Source organism: Mesorhizobium sp. STM 4661 (assembly GCF_000359125.1).
Taxonomy (GTDB): Bacteria; Pseudomonadota; Alphaproteobacteria; order Rhizobiales; family Rhizobiaceae; genus Mesorhizobium.
This window is the reverse complement of sequence record NZ_CAAF010000018.1, coordinates 14,518-30,304: the sequence shown is the minus strand read 5'-3', so window position 1 is coordinate 30,304 and position 15,787 is coordinate 14,518. Positions and strand designations below refer to the sequence as shown.

12 protein-coding genes are annotated in these 15,787 nt (G+C 64.0%); 7 read left to right on the top strand and 5 right to left on the bottom strand.

Features of this window, described 5'->3' with window-relative positions; translation table 11 throughout:
• Positions 1-210: 210 nt before the first annotated feature.
• Positions 211-2,166 (top strand): acetate--CoA ligase, encoded by a 1,956-nt coding sequence (gene acs / locus MESS4_RS05350; protein ID WP_006327440.1) that lies wholly within the window; start codon positions 211-213, stop codon positions 2,164-2,166.
• Positions 2,166-2,915 carry an MOSC domain-containing protein gene (locus MESS4_RS05345; protein ID WP_036240748.1) on the top strand — a complete coding sequence of 250 codons (750 nt, stop codon included), beginning with the start codon at positions 2,166-2,168 and terminating at the stop codon, positions 2,913-2,915. Before acs ends, MESS4_RS05345 begins: the two co-directional genes overlap by 1 nt.
• A 1-nt stretch (position 2,916) precedes the next feature.
• Here the strand turns inward: MESS4_RS05345 and MESS4_RS05340 are convergent, their stop codons facing one another.
• From MESS4_RS05340 to MESS4_RS05325, 4 genes are all read right to left on the bottom strand, one after another.
• Positions 2,917-4,185, bottom strand: coding sequence for a cyclopropane-fatty-acyl-phospholipid synthase family protein (locus tag MESS4_RS05340; RefSeq protein ID WP_006327438.1), 1,269 nt, complete (start codon positions 4,183-4,185; stop codon positions 2,917-2,919).
• A 122-nt stretch (positions 4,186-4,307) separates the two neighbouring features.
• Entirely contained in the window at positions 4,308-5,576 is a 1,269-nt protein-coding gene (locus MESS4_RS05335; protein WP_006327437.1) for a cyclopropane-fatty-acyl-phospholipid synthase family protein, read from the bottom strand.
• A gap of 400 nt (positions 5,577-5,976) precedes the next feature.
• Complete coding sequence (locus MESS4_RS05330) at positions 5,977-7,386, bottom strand: pilus assembly protein (RefSeq protein WP_348259308.1); 1,410 nt, start codon at positions 7,384-7,386, stop codon at positions 5,977-5,979.
• Between the two features lie 270 nt (positions 7,387-7,656).
• Positions 7,657-8,526: a transglutaminase family protein gene (locus MESS4_RS05325; protein ID WP_006327435.1), complete on the bottom strand. Its 870-nt coding sequence runs from the start codon at positions 8,524-8,526 to the stop codon at positions 7,657-7,659.
• Positions 8,527-8,708: 182 nt separating this feature from the next.
• Here MESS4_RS05325 and MESS4_RS05320 point away from each other — a divergent pair, with 182 nt between their 5' ends.
• A complete protein-coding gene (locus MESS4_RS05320) occupies positions 8,709-9,386 on the top strand; it encodes an HAD-IA family hydrolase (protein WP_006327434.1) in 678 nt (225 codons plus the stop codon).
• On the opposite strand, the gene MESS4_RS05315 is transcribed toward MESS4_RS05320, so the two are convergent.
• The gene (locus MESS4_RS05315) at positions 9,383-9,604 is read right to left on the bottom strand and encodes a DUF1674 domain-containing protein (protein ID WP_006327433.1); all 222 of its coding nucleotides are present in this window, start codon (positions 9,602-9,604) and stop codon (positions 9,383-9,385) included. The two genes, MESS4_RS05320 and MESS4_RS05315, sit on opposite strands and share 4 nt — an antisense overlap.
• Positions 9,605-9,712: 108 nt before the next feature.
• Between MESS4_RS05315 and htpX the strand changes: the two genes are divergently transcribed.
• From htpX to purH, 4 genes are all read left to right on the top strand, one after another.
• Positions 9,713-10,735: a zinc metalloprotease HtpX gene (gene htpX, locus MESS4_RS05310; RefSeq protein WP_006327432.1), complete on the top strand. Its 1,023-nt coding sequence runs from the start codon at positions 9,713-9,715 to the stop codon at positions 10,733-10,735.
• The gene (locus tag MESS4_RS05305) at positions 10,693-12,129 is read left to right on the top strand and encodes an RsmB/NOP family class I SAM-dependent RNA methyltransferase (RefSeq protein WP_051070845.1); all 1,437 of its coding nucleotides are present in this window, start codon (positions 10,693-10,695) and stop codon (positions 12,127-12,129) included. The genes htpX and MESS4_RS05305 overlap by 43 nt, the downstream gene beginning before the upstream one ends.
• 139 nt (positions 12,130-12,268) lie before the next feature.
• The gene (locus tag MESS4_RS05300; RefSeq protein WP_006327428.1) at positions 12,269-13,993 is read left to right on the top strand and encodes a heparinase II/III family protein; all 1,725 of its coding nucleotides are present in this window, start codon (positions 12,269-12,271) and stop codon (positions 13,991-13,993) included.
• A gap of 105 nt (positions 13,994-14,098) precedes the next feature.
• Positions 14,099-15,715, top strand: coding sequence for a bifunctional phosphoribosylaminoimidazolecarboxamide formyltransferase/IMP cyclohydrolase (gene purH / locus MESS4_RS05295; RefSeq protein WP_006327426.1), 1,617 nt, complete (start codon positions 14,099-14,101; stop codon positions 15,713-15,715).
• The last annotated feature ends 72 nt before the right edge of the window (positions 15,716-15,787 follow it).

Sequence of the window (15,787 nt, the reverse complement as noted above, 5' to 3'; positions counted from 1 at the left end):
TTAGCAGCGACCCCGCCCGAGTGCTGACAGCCGCCGCAAATAGACGGCTGCGGCATCCCGCCGCGCAAACCCCCAATCTTCCATCAAACCCAACGTCTAATGTTGCCGTCACGGCGGAACTGTTAATAATGCGCGCGAATTCGCGGCTGCAATGCCGCGAGCCCGCGGGTGCGTCAAGCCGGCGGCATGGTTTGGGAGGAAAGCGAAGAAATGTCCGATGTTCATGTCCATCGCGTCCAGCCGGCGTGGAAGAAGAACGCGCTGATCGACAACGACACGTATCTCAAATGGTATGCCGACAGCGTCAAGAACCCCGACAAGTTCTGGGGCAAGCACGGCAAGCGCATCGACTGGTTCAAGCCTTTCAGCAAGGTCAAGAACACCTCCTTCGACGGCAAGGTCTCGATCAAATGGTTCGAGGACGGCGAGACCAACGTGTCGTGGAACTGCATCGACCGGCACCTGAAGAAACGCGGCGACCAGACCGCGATCATCTGGGAAGGCGACAACCCCTACGACGACCGCAAGATCTCCTATAACGAGCTCCATGCGCATGTCTGCCGTTTGGCCAACGTGCTGAAGAAGCACGGCGTCAAGAAGGGCGACCGCGTCACCATCTACATGCCGATGATCCCGGAGGCGGCCTATGCAATGCTTGCCTGCACGCGCATCGGCGCCATCCATTCGGTGGTCTTCGGCGGCTTTTCGCCGGACGCGCTCGCCGGTCGCATCGACGACTGCAAGTCGACCTTCGTCATCACCGCCGACGAGGGCCTGCGCGGCGGCAAGCCGATCCCGCTCAAGGAAAACACCGACAAGGCGATCGAGATCGCGGCAAAAGCCGGCACCAAAGTCGACAAAGTGTTGGTCGTGCGCCGCACCGGCGGCAAGACTGGCTGGGTCGCCGGGCGCGACGTCTGGTATCACGACGAGATCGCCACGGTTAAGGCCGAATGCAAGCCGGAGAAGATGAAGGCCGAGGATCCGCTGTTCATCCTCTACACGTCAGGTTCGACCGGCAAGCCGAAGGGCGTGCTGCACACCACGGCCGGCTATCTCGTCTACGTCTCGATGACGCACCAACATGTCTTCGACTACCATGACGGCGACATCTACTGGTGCACCGCCGATGTCGGCTGGGTCACCGGCCACAGCTACATCCTCTATGGGCCGCTTTCCAACGGCGCCACCACGCTGATGTTCGAAGGCGTGCCCAACTATCCCTCGCAGTCCCGCTTCTGGGAGGTCATCGACAAGCACAAGGTCAACATCTTCTACACCGCGCCGACGGCGCTGCGCGCGCTGATGGGCGCCGGCGACGCCCATGTGACGAAGACCTCGCGCAAGTCGCTGCGCGTGCTGGGCTCGGTCGGCGAGCCGATCAACCCGGAAGCCTGGGAGTGGTATTTCAACGTCGTCGGCAACGCCAAGGTACCGATCGTCGACACCTGGTGGCAGACCGAGACCGGCGGCATCCTGATCACGCCGCTGCCCGGCGCCACCGACCTCAAGGCAGGCTCGGCGACGCGGCCCTTTTTCGGCGTTAGGCCGCAGCTGGTCGACGGCGACGGCAAAGTGCTTGAAGGAACGGCCGACGGCAATCTCTGCATCACCGACTCGTGGCCCGGCCAGATGCGCACCGTCTATGGCGATCACGAACGCTTTGTGCAGACCTATTTCTCGACCTACAAGGGCAAGTACTTCACCGGAGACGGCTGCCGCCGCGACGCCGACGGCTATTACTGGATCACCGGCCGCGTCGACGATGTCATCAATGTCTCCGGCCACCGCATGGGCACGGCGGAGGTCGAGTCGGCGCTCGTCAGCCACGACAAGGTCTCGGAAGCGGCCGTCGTCGGCTATCCGCACGACATCAAGGGCCAGGGCATCTATTGCTACGTCACGCTGATGGCCGGCGAGACGCCGAGCGAGGAGTTGCGCAAGGAACTCGTCGCCCATGTCCGCAAGGAGATCGGCGCTATCGCCACACCCGACAAGATCCAGTTCGCGCCGGGCCTGCCGAAGACCCGCTCGGGCAAGATCATGCGGCGCATATTGCGCAAGATCGCCGAGGATGATTTTGCAGCACTTGGCGACACCTCGACGCTGGCCGATCCGGCGGTGGTCGACGATCTCGTCGCCAATCGCCAGAACAAGAAAGCTTGATGCCGGTCTCGATCGAGATCGGCACTGTCAGCGAGCTCTGGCGCTATCCGGCGAGCTCGCTCGCCGGCGAACGCCAGGACGCGATCATTGTCGGAAAGGAGACCATCGATGGCGACCGCCTGTTCGGCCTTGTCGATGCCTCGAATAACGAGATCGCGCAGCCCGATCGCGAGGCGAAATGGCACAGGGTGCCGCTGATCCGCACCCGGCTGACCGGTGACAGAGCGCTCGAGATCGCCGTTCCCGGCGGCGACTGGCTGGCCGCGCCCGGCGCCGAAAGCGACCGCGCCGTTTCGGCCTATCTCGGCTTCGAAGTCTCGATCCGGCCGTTTCGCCGGGAGAACGCTGCGCCTGGCTACGCCGGCCCGTTGACCGCGGAGCGCTACCGCAAGGCTCCCATCCACCTCCTGACCACCGCCTCGCTGGCGCGGCTGAGGGCGCTGCATCCGCAGGGATCGCCCGATCCGCGCCGCTTCCGCCCCAACATCGTCGTCGACATGGCGGCGATCGAGGGATCGTTCCCGGAAACGGAATGGATCGGGCGCAAGCTGGCGATCGGCGACCTGCTCTTGACCGTATCGGAACCGTGCCGGCGATGCGGCTTCACCATCATCGCCCAGGACGGGTTCGACCACGACCCGGCAATCCTGCGCAATCTGGTTCGCCACAACGCCCACAATATGGGCGTCTACTGCACGGTCGACCGGTCGGCCCGCGTCGGAATCGGTGCGCCGATGCGCTTCATTTAAATTACCCATACAAATCCGCCCGCGTCGGCGGCAGGCCGCTCGGGCCTCGCGCCCGCCTGGTGACGACGGTCTGGAAAATCTGCGCCGAGGCGCGTTCGAAGGTGATCGAACAGCCGGTCAGATAAAGCAGCCAGAGTCGCGCCTTGGCCTCGCCGACCTCGGCGATCGCCTCGTCGAAGCGGGCATGCAGGCGCTCCGCCCACAGGCGGCAGGTGCGGGCGTAATGCTCGCGCAGATTCTCGACGTCGTGGACAAGGAAACCGTGCGCCTCGAGATTGCCGAGCGTCATGCCGATCGTGTCGACCTCGCCACCGGGAAAGATGTATTTGATCAGCGCCTTGAATTCCGGCCCCTTGCGCAAGGTCTTCTTCCTGTTGCCCTTATCGCGCCGGGTGATGGCATGGTGCAGGTAGATGCCGCTCGGCTTGAGCAGGCGATGGATGCTCGAGAAATAGGTGGCGTGGTTGGCAAGGCCCAGATGCTCGAACATGCCGATCGAGGATATCTTGTCGAAGGAGCCGGAGAGCTCGGCATAGGATTTTATCTCGATGGTGATGCGGTCCTCCAGCCCCTCGGCGCGGATGCGCTCGCGAGCAAGCTCGGTCTGGGCTTCCGACAGCGAGACGCCGTGGCCGATGACGCCGTAATTTTTCGCCGCATGGATCAGCATCGCTCCCCAGCCGCAGCCAATGTCGAGCAGCCTCTCGCCAGGCCTCAGCCTGAGCTTGCGGCAGATATGGTCGAGCTTGTCCTTCTGCGCCTGGTCGATGCCGTTGGCGAAATCGGTGAAGTAGCCGCAGCTATAGACCATGCGTTCGTCGAGGAAGAGCCGATAGAAGGCGTTCGAAATGTCGTAGTGGTGCTGGATCGCCTCCTTGCTGGAACCGCTGACGAAGGGATCGCGCCCAGCAAGATCGGTCCGCGCCGCCATCTGCTTCCGCGAAAATAGCACCGCGGGAAGGTCGCGCAGGATCGCCAGCTTCGGCAGTGTTTTCAGTTTTGCCTTGAGATTGCCGCGCGAAGGCAGGGCATAGAAATCGAACAGCGATCCGTCCTCGACGTCGACGGCCTTGGAAATCCACATCTCGATCAGCGTCGAGAAGGTGGGGCGGCGCACCATTTGCCAGACGATGTCCTGGTCGTTGATGGCGAGCACGGGGCCGGTGGCGGGGCCGATCCGTTCGCCGGTCCATAGCTTGACCGCAAAACCCGGCTTCAGCGTTTCGATGACCGTTCGAACAACCCGTGCGGCCCTGTCAGCTGCTTCCATGTCTGTCTATCCCCGCCCGAGAACACCGACAAGACTTTGCCTGTCCGACCGGCTGGCCGCAATCCACTCCATCGACCGACCGGCCGGCCTTAAGATCGGCGAGCCGCCGCGGTCGCTCCAGATCACCGATAAAGATCCGCCCGCGTCGGCGGCAAACCGCTTGGTCCGCGCATCCTCTTTGTCGCCACCGTCTGGAACAGCTGCGTCGAGCCATTGCTGAACATCTGCGAACATCCGGCGAGGTAAAGCAGCCACAGCCGCGCCTTTGGCTCGCCCACTTCCGCCACCGCCGCGCCGAACCGCGCCTGCAGCCGTTGCGCCCACAGGCGGCAGGTTTGAGCGTAGTGCTCGCGCAAATTCTCGACATCGTGGACGAGGAAACCGTGCGCCTCGAGATTGCCGACCGTCATCCCGATCGTGTCGAGTTCGCCGCCCGGAAAGATATACTTGATCAGAGCCTTGTATCCGGGGTCCTTGCGCAGCGTCTTCTTCAAGCTGCCCTTGTCGCGTTTGGTTATGGCGTGGTGCAGGTAGATGCCACCTGGCTTGAGCAGGCGATGTATGGTCGAAAAGTACGCCGCATGATTGACGAGCCCAAGATGCTCGAACATGCCGATCGAGGAAATCTTGTCGTAGCTGCCGGTGAGCTCGGTATAGGATTTGATATCGATGGTGATCCGGTCCTCCAGCCCTTCGGCACGGATGCGTTCGCGGGCAAGTGCCGTTTGCTCCTCCGACAGAGAGACGCCGTGTCCGATCACACCATGGTTCTTGGCGGCATGGATCAGCATTCCGCCCCACCCACAGCCAATGTCGAGAAGGCGGTCGCCCGGCTTTAGCCTGAGCTTGCGGCAGATGTGTTCCAGCTTGTCGGCCTGTGCCATGTCGATATCATTGGCAAAGTCGGTGAAGTACCCGCAGCTATAGACCATCCGCTCGTCCAGGAAGAGCCGGTAGAAGGCATTCGAGATGTCGTAGTGGTGCTCGATCGCCTGCTTGCTCGAGCCGCTGACGAAGGGGTTGCGGCCGGCGAGATCGGTCCGCGACGTCATCTGCTTTCGCGAAAACAGCACGGCGGGCAGATCGCGCAGAATCGCCAGCTTCGGTAGTGATTTCAGCTTGAGGCGCAGCTTGCCTTCGAAAGGCATTGCGTAGAGATCGAGCGGAGAGCCATCTTCGAGGTCGATGGCCTTCGACACCCACATCTCGATCAGCGTCGACAAAGTGGGCCGGCGGATTACCTGCCAGACGATGTCCTGGTCGTTGATGGTGAGCACGGGCCCAGTTGCAGGGCCGATCCGCTCGCCCGTCCACAGCCTGACCGCGAACCCCGGCTTCAGCGTTTCGATGACCGTGCGAACGATTCGCGCGGCCTTGTCGGTGGCGTCCATACCCCTTCCCCGATGCGCCGGGTGCCGGCAGTCCAATGTGACATTGTTGTCCGGTTGGCCAGTCGACCGCAACCCGCTCCGGTGCCGAAAAACATCATACGCGGCTTTTTCAGCAAGGAGCCTTGCCATTTGCTGCGGCGCACACCATCATGAGGGTGTGTTCAACAAATCGAAAGGAGGTGATCCGATGTCGAGTGATTTCGTTTTCCAGAACGTGGCCTCAGCGGATTGCACTTTCGGGAAGCAGTCTTCCCGTTAAGGCGCGAGATGCGCGGCGGGTGACGCGAGGCGTCGCCGCCATGGGCCGCGCCACGGACGGAAACACGGAAGGCCGCCGGCTTCGTGAAGAAGCGGCGGCCTTTTCCGTTTCTGCCCGATCAGGCCCCCCAGTCGTCATGCCCTACTTGGCTATCGTCAGGGTTTCGATATTGCGCGCTATGTCCTGGAACGCTTGGTTGAGCTCGGCTCCATCGGCCGCCTGGTAGAAGTGCTTGATTTTGGCGGTGTCCGGGCTCGCGCAATCCTGAAGCGTCGCCATGGCATTTTCCTCGTTGAGATCGAAGCCGATGGTGAAGATTTCGATGCCCTTGTCGCGCATGGCGGCGCACAGCGTCTTGGCCGCCGTGCGGGTCGGTTCCTTGCCGGCGTCGTTGTAGACGTCACCGACGGTGCTGGCGTCGAAATAGGAGAGATTGAACTCACCGTCGGTCATCAGGATCGCGATCTTGGCGACCTTTTTCGGATTCGCCTTGGCCGGCCGCTCTGAAGCCTTCATCACGCTGCCCCAGTTCTCCGAAAGCATATACCAGGCCCACTGCACGCCGATATGGCCGGCGGTGCCGCCCGAAGCGACGAAATTCTTGATGACGTTCTTGAGCGCATCGGCGTCCGCCGTCAGCGGCTTCAACGCGGCGGCCGGGCAGGCAGCGGTGTTGGTCTGCCTGGCAAAGGACGACAGCAGATAATCGCGATTGACCATGCTGACGTCGGGACCTGCATCCGAATATTGATAGGTCCCCTTGCGCTCGGTGGCGCAATTGTCCGGGCGCGTGAAGCCGGCGGCATACTGTGCATCGCCATTGCCCGGCGCCTGTTTGCGCTGGCTGTCCTTGGTTTCGACATAGACGCTGCTGGCGGCAAGCGTGCCGGCATTCACCGAATTGGCGTAGGGCACGATGGCCACGCGCACTCGTGGCTTGGTGGGATCTTGCCCACCCAGAAAACTGTCTACGGCGTTTGCCGCGGCCGTCCTCAGATCCTTGATCTTCTGGCCGGCCATCGACCCGGTTACGTCGAGCATCATCGCCACCTCGACCGTCTTGTCCGAATAGAGGGCAGTGGTGGAAGCGGTGACGCGCCGTGCGCTGTCCAGGCCGAAGATCGGGAAATAGAGGCCGACATCGACATGGACGTCCGCCTGGACCGTCATGGCCGTCCTGTCGACCGTCAGCTTGTCGAGCACGATCTGATCGGCCTGCAGGATGCCGGCCGTGCTGTTGGCGTCGAGGAAGGCCTGCACCGATTTGTTGGCATCGGCCTCCGTGATGACACCGGTCGTCAGGTCGCGCGCCGTCGAGGTCACCGCCGCATCGACCACGCCTTGCAGGCTCGATCTGGCGTTGTAGAGCTGCGAGACGTTGACGGCAAAGCCGGCGCCCAGCGCCAGAACCGACCCGACAACGCCGAAAAGAACCGCGAAGTTTCCGCTGCGATCCCTGCCGAAGCTGCCGATCGCCTGAACAAAACCCTCAAAATGCCGCATGCGTTCCGCCTCCATCGTCACGGCCTTAGGGCCTGTGTGAAGGCGCATCGCAGGATTCCGGCCGGATGGCGTTGCCATGCAACGGAGAGCCGGCCGCTCACTGCCAAGCCATTGTTTCTGCTTGGTTTCGAAATGCGGCATGGTGAACAATCGGTAAACGAGGAGGCCCAGCGGCCGTTTCGTTTACGAAGCGCTTACCATGATCCGCTCGCTGCCGCGCCGCCCGGGAACCAGGTCCCGATCCGGCACAGAGATGCTGTGCCGAAGCGGATCAGGTGCAACCGACCTGGAGCGGCCACAAAGGCGTCGCCTGCGAACCTATGCCAGCATCCGCGCGCTGACGGTCCTGTCGATGCCATGATGGGGAGGATTGAACAGATTGCTTTCCTGCTCGTAGGTCCACACCTTGAACAGGCTGAGCCGGTGCGGCCCGAAACTGTGCAGCAGCGGCACGTCGGTTGCGTCGCGGCCGCGGGCGATGACCACGCGGCCGATTCTCGGCGCATTGTGGCGAGGGTCGAACGTGTACCATTTGCCGTCGAGGAACACTTCCACCCAGGCCGAGAAATCCATCGGCGCCGGGTCGGCCGGCACGCCGATGTCGCCGAGATAGCCATTCACATAGCGGGCGGGGATGTTCATGCAGCGGCAGAGCGTGATCGCCAGATGGGCGAAGTCGCGGCAGACGCCGACCCGCTCCTCATGCGCCTGCGCCGCCGTGCGGGTCGAACGCGCATAGCCATAGCCAAAGGACAGACGATTGTGGACGTAATCGACGATCGCCTGCACCCGCGCCCAGCCGGATGGAACATGACCGAAACGCTGCCATGCGAGATTGCTGAGGTGGTCGGTCTCGCAATAGCGGCTACCCAAGAGATAGCCGAGCACCTCGTCCGGCAACTCCGCCACCGGCAGTTCCCTGGCCAGCGTGTTGACCTCATCCGGCTCGCCGCTGTCTTCGACAACCGCGTCGTAGAGGATACGGAAGCCGCCGGCCGGCGCGGTGAACCGGCGGCAGGCGTTGCCGTAAAGGTCATGGTAGACCGCGGTGGGCACCGAAGGCGACGTCAGCACGCGCGTCTGCCGCTTGATATCGGCCTGGCGATCCCGGTGGATATCGAGCAGTGAAATGACCGGCGTGGCTGCAACACAATCAATGGCAATTTCATAGCCGAGCCTTATCAGCATCGCCGTTCCCCCTTCGATCGTCGTGGAAGACAGTGTCGCTCAACGCCAGAAGCCGGCCAACGGTTCCCCGCGCGGTCGTCAAAAACGCAAGCCTCACGCCTTCCCATGCCGACGCGGCAGCGTTACGGTCGATCGATATGCTCCCCCTCGGGCATCCCTCCGAGACGACCTCAGGAAAACAGATGTTCGCAGGCAGAAAATTCGCAGCCTTCCTGTTCGATATGGACGGCACGGTGCTCAATTCGATTGCCTCGGCGGAAAGGGTCTGGGCGGCGTGGGCGCGGCGGCAAGGTCTCGACGTGGCCGCATTCCTGCCGACGATCCACGGCGTGCGGGCGATCGAGACCATCGCCGGGTTGGCGCTTCCCGGCGTCGATCCGGCGCATGAAGCCGATGTTCTTTTGCAGGCGGAAGCCGCCGATGTCGAAGGCATTGTTCCGATTGCCGGCGCCGTGGCGTTCCTGGCCTCGCTGCCGCCGGAGCGCTGGGCGATCGTCACCTCCGCGCCGCGCGAGCTGGCGCTGCTGCGCATGAAGGCCGCCGGCATCCCGCTTCCCGCCGTCCTTGTCGCCGCGGAGGATGTTTCGCGCGGCAAGCCGGCGCCCGATTGCTTCCGGCTGGCAGCCGGGCGGCTCGGTGTCGAGGCGCGCGACTGCCTCGTTTTCGAAGATGCGCCCGCCGGCATAGCGGCGGCCGAGGCAGCGGGCGCCGCCGTCATGGTGATCAGCGCCACGCACCGGCACGAATTGCAAACGCCGCATGCCGCGATTGCCGGTTACGATATGATTGGCATTGCTGTCGACGACAGCGGCTGGATCGCCCTCGAGCCCGCGCGTGCGACCGAGACAGCCTCCGGCTAAAAGTCGCTGGTCAGGCCCTTGACCTCCCAGTCGCCATAGCGGCCGGGTTCCTTGCCGCCGCGGCCGCCGATCTCCTTTGGCAGCGCTGCCTCCTTCGCGCGATAATTTTCGCGCCGTGCTTGCGCCTCCGTGAGCGCGCGCTTGGCCGCCGGCGTCAGCGTCTTTTGCGGCGCCTCGTCGGCCGGGCTGGCATTTATTTTACTGGTTTCGTCGATCATGCGATAATTCCGGCGGATTGAAACAGCGGCAGGCGTTTCCCATCATATAGCGATGGACCTACAACGATCGACCCCCTTTCCGCAGCGCGGGCAGAAACGGAGCAGACAATGAACACCCTTCGCACCGCCATGCTTCTGGCCGCCATGACCGCGCTCTTCATGGGCGTCGGCTTTCTGATCGGCGGATCGGGCGGCATGATGATCGCGCTGCTGATCGCCGCCGCCACCAATTTGTTCAGCTATTGGAACGCCGACAAGATGGTGCTGTCGATGAACCGCGCCGTCGAGGTCGACGAGAAGAATGCGCCCGAATACTACGCCATCGTGCAGACGCTCGCCAAACAGGCTGGCCTGCCGATGCCGAAGACCTATCTGATCGACAATCCGCAGCCCAACGCATTCGCCACCGGCCGCAACCCCGAGAATGCCGCGGTGGCGGCCTCGACCGGCCTTCTCCAGCGGCTCTCGCATGAGGAAGTGTCGGCGGTGATGGCGCACGAGCTCGCCCATGTGCAGCACCGCGACACGCTGACCATGACCATTGTCGCCACGCTTGCCGGCGCCATCTCGATGCTCGGCAATTTTGCCTTCTTCTTCGGCGGCAGTCGCGACAACAACAACCCGTTCGGCTTTGTCGGCGTGCTGGTGGCCATGCTCGTGGCGCCCTTTGCCGCCATGATCGTGCAGATGGCGGTGAGCCGCACGCGTGAATACGAGGCCGACCGGCGCGGCGCCGAAATCACCGGCCATCCGCTGTGGCTGGCATCTGCCCTTGACAAGATCGCCCGAGGCGCCGAACGCATTCCCAATCCGGATGCCGAGCGCAATCCGGCCATGGCCCATCTCTTCATCGTCAACCCACTTTCCGGCGAGCGCATGGACAGTCTGTTTTCCACCCATCCGAGCGCCGACAACCGCATCGCCGCCTTGCAGGCGATGGCGCGCGAGATGGGTGGCAGCGAAACCCAGATCCCCCCGCGCCAGGCCCCGTCGCCGCGGCAGGCGGACGAAGAACAGCCGTCAGGTCCGTGGGACCAGGTCGCGCGGCCCGAGCAGCCGGCAGAGCCGGCCAAGCCGAAAACCAATCCATGGGGACGCAATCCGACCGGGCCCAAGGGCCGGTGGTCGTGAGCGTGGCCGACAGAGCACCTAGACGCACAATTTCAGGCGATCATCAGCAAAATGCCGGTGACCAATTCGTTGCCGGCCTTGCCGCCCGCAAGGCCGCGGCCCGTCTGCTTGCCGCCGTCATCGATGCCAGAACGCCGCTCGACGGGCTGACCGACCACGAGAACGGCCACCCGCAATACAAGGCGCTCGACCTGCGCGACCGGTCGCTGGTGCGCGCCATATTGGTCACCGCGCTGCGCTATCGCATGACGATTGCGGGGCTGCTGGCGCGCCGGCTGGAAAAGCCGCTGCCGCCCAACGCTACCGCCTTGTCGCATATATTGCATGTTGCGGCGGCGCAGATCCTGTTCCTCGACATTCCCGACAGCGCCGCCGTCGATCTTGCGGTCACCCACGCCAAGTCCGATCCGCGCACGCTGCGCTTTGCCGGTCTCGTCAACGGCGTGCTGCGCACGCTGGCGCGTGCCAAGGAAACGGAATTGCCTGCCGCCCTTGCCGCGACCGACGAAGCGCCAAAATGGTTTTCCGACCGGCTGGAGGCGACCTACGGCGTCGACAAGGCCAGGCAGATCCTCGCTGCCCACCGCGTTGAGGCGTCGGTCGACTTTTCGGTCAAGGCCGATCCGGCCCTCTGGGCAGAAAAACTCGGCGGCATCGTGCTGCCGACCGGCACGGTGCGCGTCGAAAAGCTCAGCGCCTCCGTCACCGAACTGCCCGGCTTCATGGAAGGTGCCTGGTGGGTGCAGGATGCCGCGGCCAGCCTTCCGGCCCGGCTGTTCGGCGATGTGAAGGGGCTTCGCGTCGCCGATCTCTGCGCCGCGCCCGGCGGCAAGACGGCCCAGCTCATTCTTGCCGGCGCCCACGTTACCGCCGTCGACACATCGAACAACCGCTTGGCCCGGCTGGCGCAGAACCTTGAACGCCTCGGCCTCTCCGCCGAGATCGTCCAGGCCGATCTGCTCGCTTTTGAGCCGAACGAATTGTTCGATGCCGTTCTGCTCGATGCGCCCTGCTCCTCGACCGGCACGGTGCGGCGACATCCCGACGTGCCCTGGACCAAGACACCGGCCGACGTCGAAAAGCTTGCCGCTCTGCAGGCGAGGCTGCTTGCCCGCACTGTGACCCTGGTCAGACCGGGTGGACGCATCGTCTTTTCCAACTGTTCGCTCGATCCGCTCGAAGGCGAGGCGCTTCACCGCGCCTTCCTCGCCGGGACGGCTGATATCGTCGACGACCCGCTGCGCCCAGGCGAAGTCGCCGGCATCGATCCGTTTCTGACGCCGCAAGGTACGCTGCGCACCACGCCCGCCGACATGGAACTCGAATCCCCCGAGGTTTCCGGTCTGGACGGCTTCTTCGCCGCCCGCATGCGCAGGGCCGGTCAAAGCGTCTGACCCTGAAAATTTACCGACTTTTTTGGGGAGAACCATGCGGAAACCGGGCTGAACTCCAGGGCTTCCATGGAATTCGCCTTCGCATAAGTTCTTGAATCATATAATCTTGTCTTCGGGTTGAGGGCGATGAGGAGGGGTTTTGGCACTCGCTGCCGGCAGCACGACGCGTCTATGGACGCTTGTCGCGAGGGAGTTCTGGCGCAAGGCGCGCCGGCGCCTGCGTGCCGGGCCTGTCTATCGCTGGCGCTATTCCGGCCGCACGCCGGAACGCGTTCTGATCGCTCCGCCGGACCTGCGCCTCGCCGACCCGCAGATCGCGCTTGAGATCTACTATGGCCGTTATCCGCTGTCGGGACATCTGGTCGAGACCGGCGGCAAGTCGCCCTTCCAGATCGAGGTGCCCAATCCCGGCTGGCAAAAGACACTGCATGGCTTTCGCTGGTTGCGCCATATGCGCGCCGCCGGCACCGAACTCGCCGCGGCCAACGCCCGCGCGCTGGTTTCCGACTGGATCACGATGCATGGCGGCCAAATTTCCGGCGTCGGCTGGGAGCCCGGCACGACGGCCAAGCGCGTCATCGCCTGGCTGCAGCACTCCTCGGTCGTGCTGCAGGGTGCTGAATTTCCCTTCTATCGGGCCTTCCTGAAATCGCTTGCCGTCCAGATCCGTTATCTCAGGGCGATGGCGCGCGAGATGCCGGACGGCAAGGAAAAGCTGCGCGCCCGCATCGCGCTCGCCTTTGCCGCTTTGTCGCTGCCGGCGCCGGCGTCGGCGCTGCGCAATGCGACACGCAACCTCGCCGAGGAGCTCGACCGCCAGATCCTGCCCGACGGTGGCCATATCTCCCGCAATCCGATGGCCGTTCTCGAACTCCTCGCCGACCTTCTGCCACTGCGCCAGACCTATGCCAATCAGGCGGAGACGCCGCCGGCAGCCCTGATGGGAGCGATCGACCGCATGCTGCCGGCGCTGCGTTTCTTTCGCCACCAGGACGGCAGTCTCGCCCGCTTCAACGGCATGGGCGCGACCATCCACGACCGTATCGCCACCATCCTGCGCCACGACGACACGGCCGGCGCGCCACTGCTGCACGCGCCGCATTCGGGCTATGAGCGCCTCTGCATGGGCGGCGTGACGGTCATCGCCGATACCGGCCCGTCGCCGCCCGTCGATGTTTCCAACGCCGCGCACGCCGGATGCCTGGCCTTTGAACTGTCCTCCGGCCGCCAGCACTATATCGTCAATGCCGGCGTCGACACCTATGGCGCCGCCGAATTCCGGCCGCTTGCCCGCGCCACGGCCGCCCACTCGACCGCCACCGTCAACGATACCTCGTCGGCGCGCTTCAGCCATTCGCTGCGCGTCAACGACCTGCTCGGCACGCCGCTGATCGGCGGTCCACAGCATGTGCCTTGCAAGCGCACCGACCAGCCGGGCAGCCAGGGTTTTCTGGCCCGCCATGACGGCTATGTCTCGCGCTTCGGCTTCCTGCATGAACGCGAGCTGACATTGTCGACCAACGGTAATGTGCTCGCCGGCAGGGATCGCTTCCAGCGGCCGGGCAATGCTGCCATCCGCAACAATGGCCGCGATTTCGTCACCGTGCGCTTCCACATCCATCCCGACATAAGCCTGCTCCAGGACGAGCATGACCGCCTGGTGCTCACCACCGACCAGGCCGATACCTGGGTGTTCACCTGCACCGAAGTGGCGCCGGACGTCGAGGAATCGATCTATTTCGCCGGCCTTGGCGGGCCGCGCCGCAGCCGCCAGATCGTGCTTGCCTTCAAGGCCTCGGAGATATCAGAAGTTCACTGGCAACTGACGCGGACCGTGATCGCCCGTTATCCCGAGAAAAGCTGACGGTGTCTGCCGTGATGCGCCCGGCTGATTGAGCTTCCACCTTGATTTCCAGGCGTCATATGCTACGGCGCGCGGACGCTTTCCAAACCGAAAGGCCGCCAGCCCATGGCCGTCGCCGCCAAGAACATTCCAGCGCCCGACCTCGTTCCCGTGCGTCGCGCGCTACTCTCCGTTTTCGACAAGACCGGCCTCATCGATTTCGCCAGAGCGCTGGCCGCGGCCGGCGTCGAGCTGATCTCCACTGGCGGCACCGCAAAGGCAATCGCCGAGGCCGGCATGACTGTCCGCGACGTGTCCGAGCTGACAGGCTTTCCCGAGATCATGGATGGCCGCGTCAAGACGCTGCATCCCTCAGTGCACGGTGCGCTGCTCGGTGTGCGCGACGACCCCGACCACGCCAAAGCCATGCACGATCACAACATAGAGCCGATCGATCTCCTCGTCTCCAATCTCTACCCTTTCGAAGAGGTTCGCCGCTCCGGCGCCAATTACGCCGCGATCGTCGAGAACATCGACATAGGCGGGCCGGCGATGATCCGCGCTTCGGCCAAGAACCACGCCTATGTCGCCATCGTCACCGACCCCGGCGACTATCTCTCGGTGCTCAATGCGCTGGAGATGAATTTCGGCTCGCTGTCGCTGGATTTCCGCAAGAAGCTGGCGGCCAAGGCATTCGCCCGCACCGCCACCTATGATGCGGCGATCTCCGGCTGGTTCGCGGAAGCACTGGAGATCGAGCACCCGACCTGGCGCGCCTTTGGCGGCAGGCTGGACCAGGTCATGCGCTATGGCGAGAACCCGCATCAGGGCGCCGGCTTCTATGTCAACGGCGACAAGCGGCCGGGCGTCGCCACGGCACGCCAGCTTCAGGGCAAGCAGCTTTCCTACAACAACATCAACGACACCGACGCCGCCTTCGAACTGGTGGGCGAGTTCGACCCGGCCCATTCGGCCACTGTCGCCATCATCAAGCATGCCAACCCGTGCGGCGTCGCCGAAGGCGCATCACTGAAGGCGGCCTATGCCAAGGCGCTGGCCTGCGACCCGGTCTCGGCCTTCGGCGGCATCGTCGCGATGAACCGCACCCTCGATGCCGAGGCCGCCGAGGAGATCGTCAAGACCTTCACCGAGGTCATCATCGCGCCCGACGCCTCGCAAGAGGCAATCGGCATCGTCGCTGCAAGGAAGAACCTCCGCCTGCTGGTCACCGGCGGCCTGCCCGACCCGCGCGCCGCGGGCACAACCGTCAAATCCGTTTCCGGCGGATTGCTCGTCCAGGGTCGCGACAATGCGGTGGTCGACGACCTGGAACTCAAGGTCGTGACGAAGCGCGCGCCGACGCCGGCCGAGATGGCCGATTTGAAATTCGCCTTCCGCATCGCCAAGCACGTCAAATCGAACGCCATCGTCTACGCCAGGGACGGCGCCACCGTCGGCATTGGCGCCGGCCAGATGAGCCGCGTCGATTCCTCGCGCATCGCCGCGCGCAAGGCGCTCGATGCGGCCGAGGCCGCCGGCCTGGCCGAGCCGCTGACCAGGGGCTCGGTCGTCGCCTCCGACGCCTTCTTCCCCTTCGCCGACGGGCTTTTGTCTGCGATCGAAGCCGGCGCCACCGCAGTCATCCAGCCGGGCGGCTCGATGCGCGACGACGACGTCATCGCCGCCGCCGACGCGCACGGCATCGCCATGGTGTTTACGGGAGTGCGGCACTTCCGGCATTAAAGCGCGTCGCGCTGAAACGGATTCAGCCGACGCGCTTTAAGTCTTTGTTTTCATGCATGTCGTTGTCCCAAA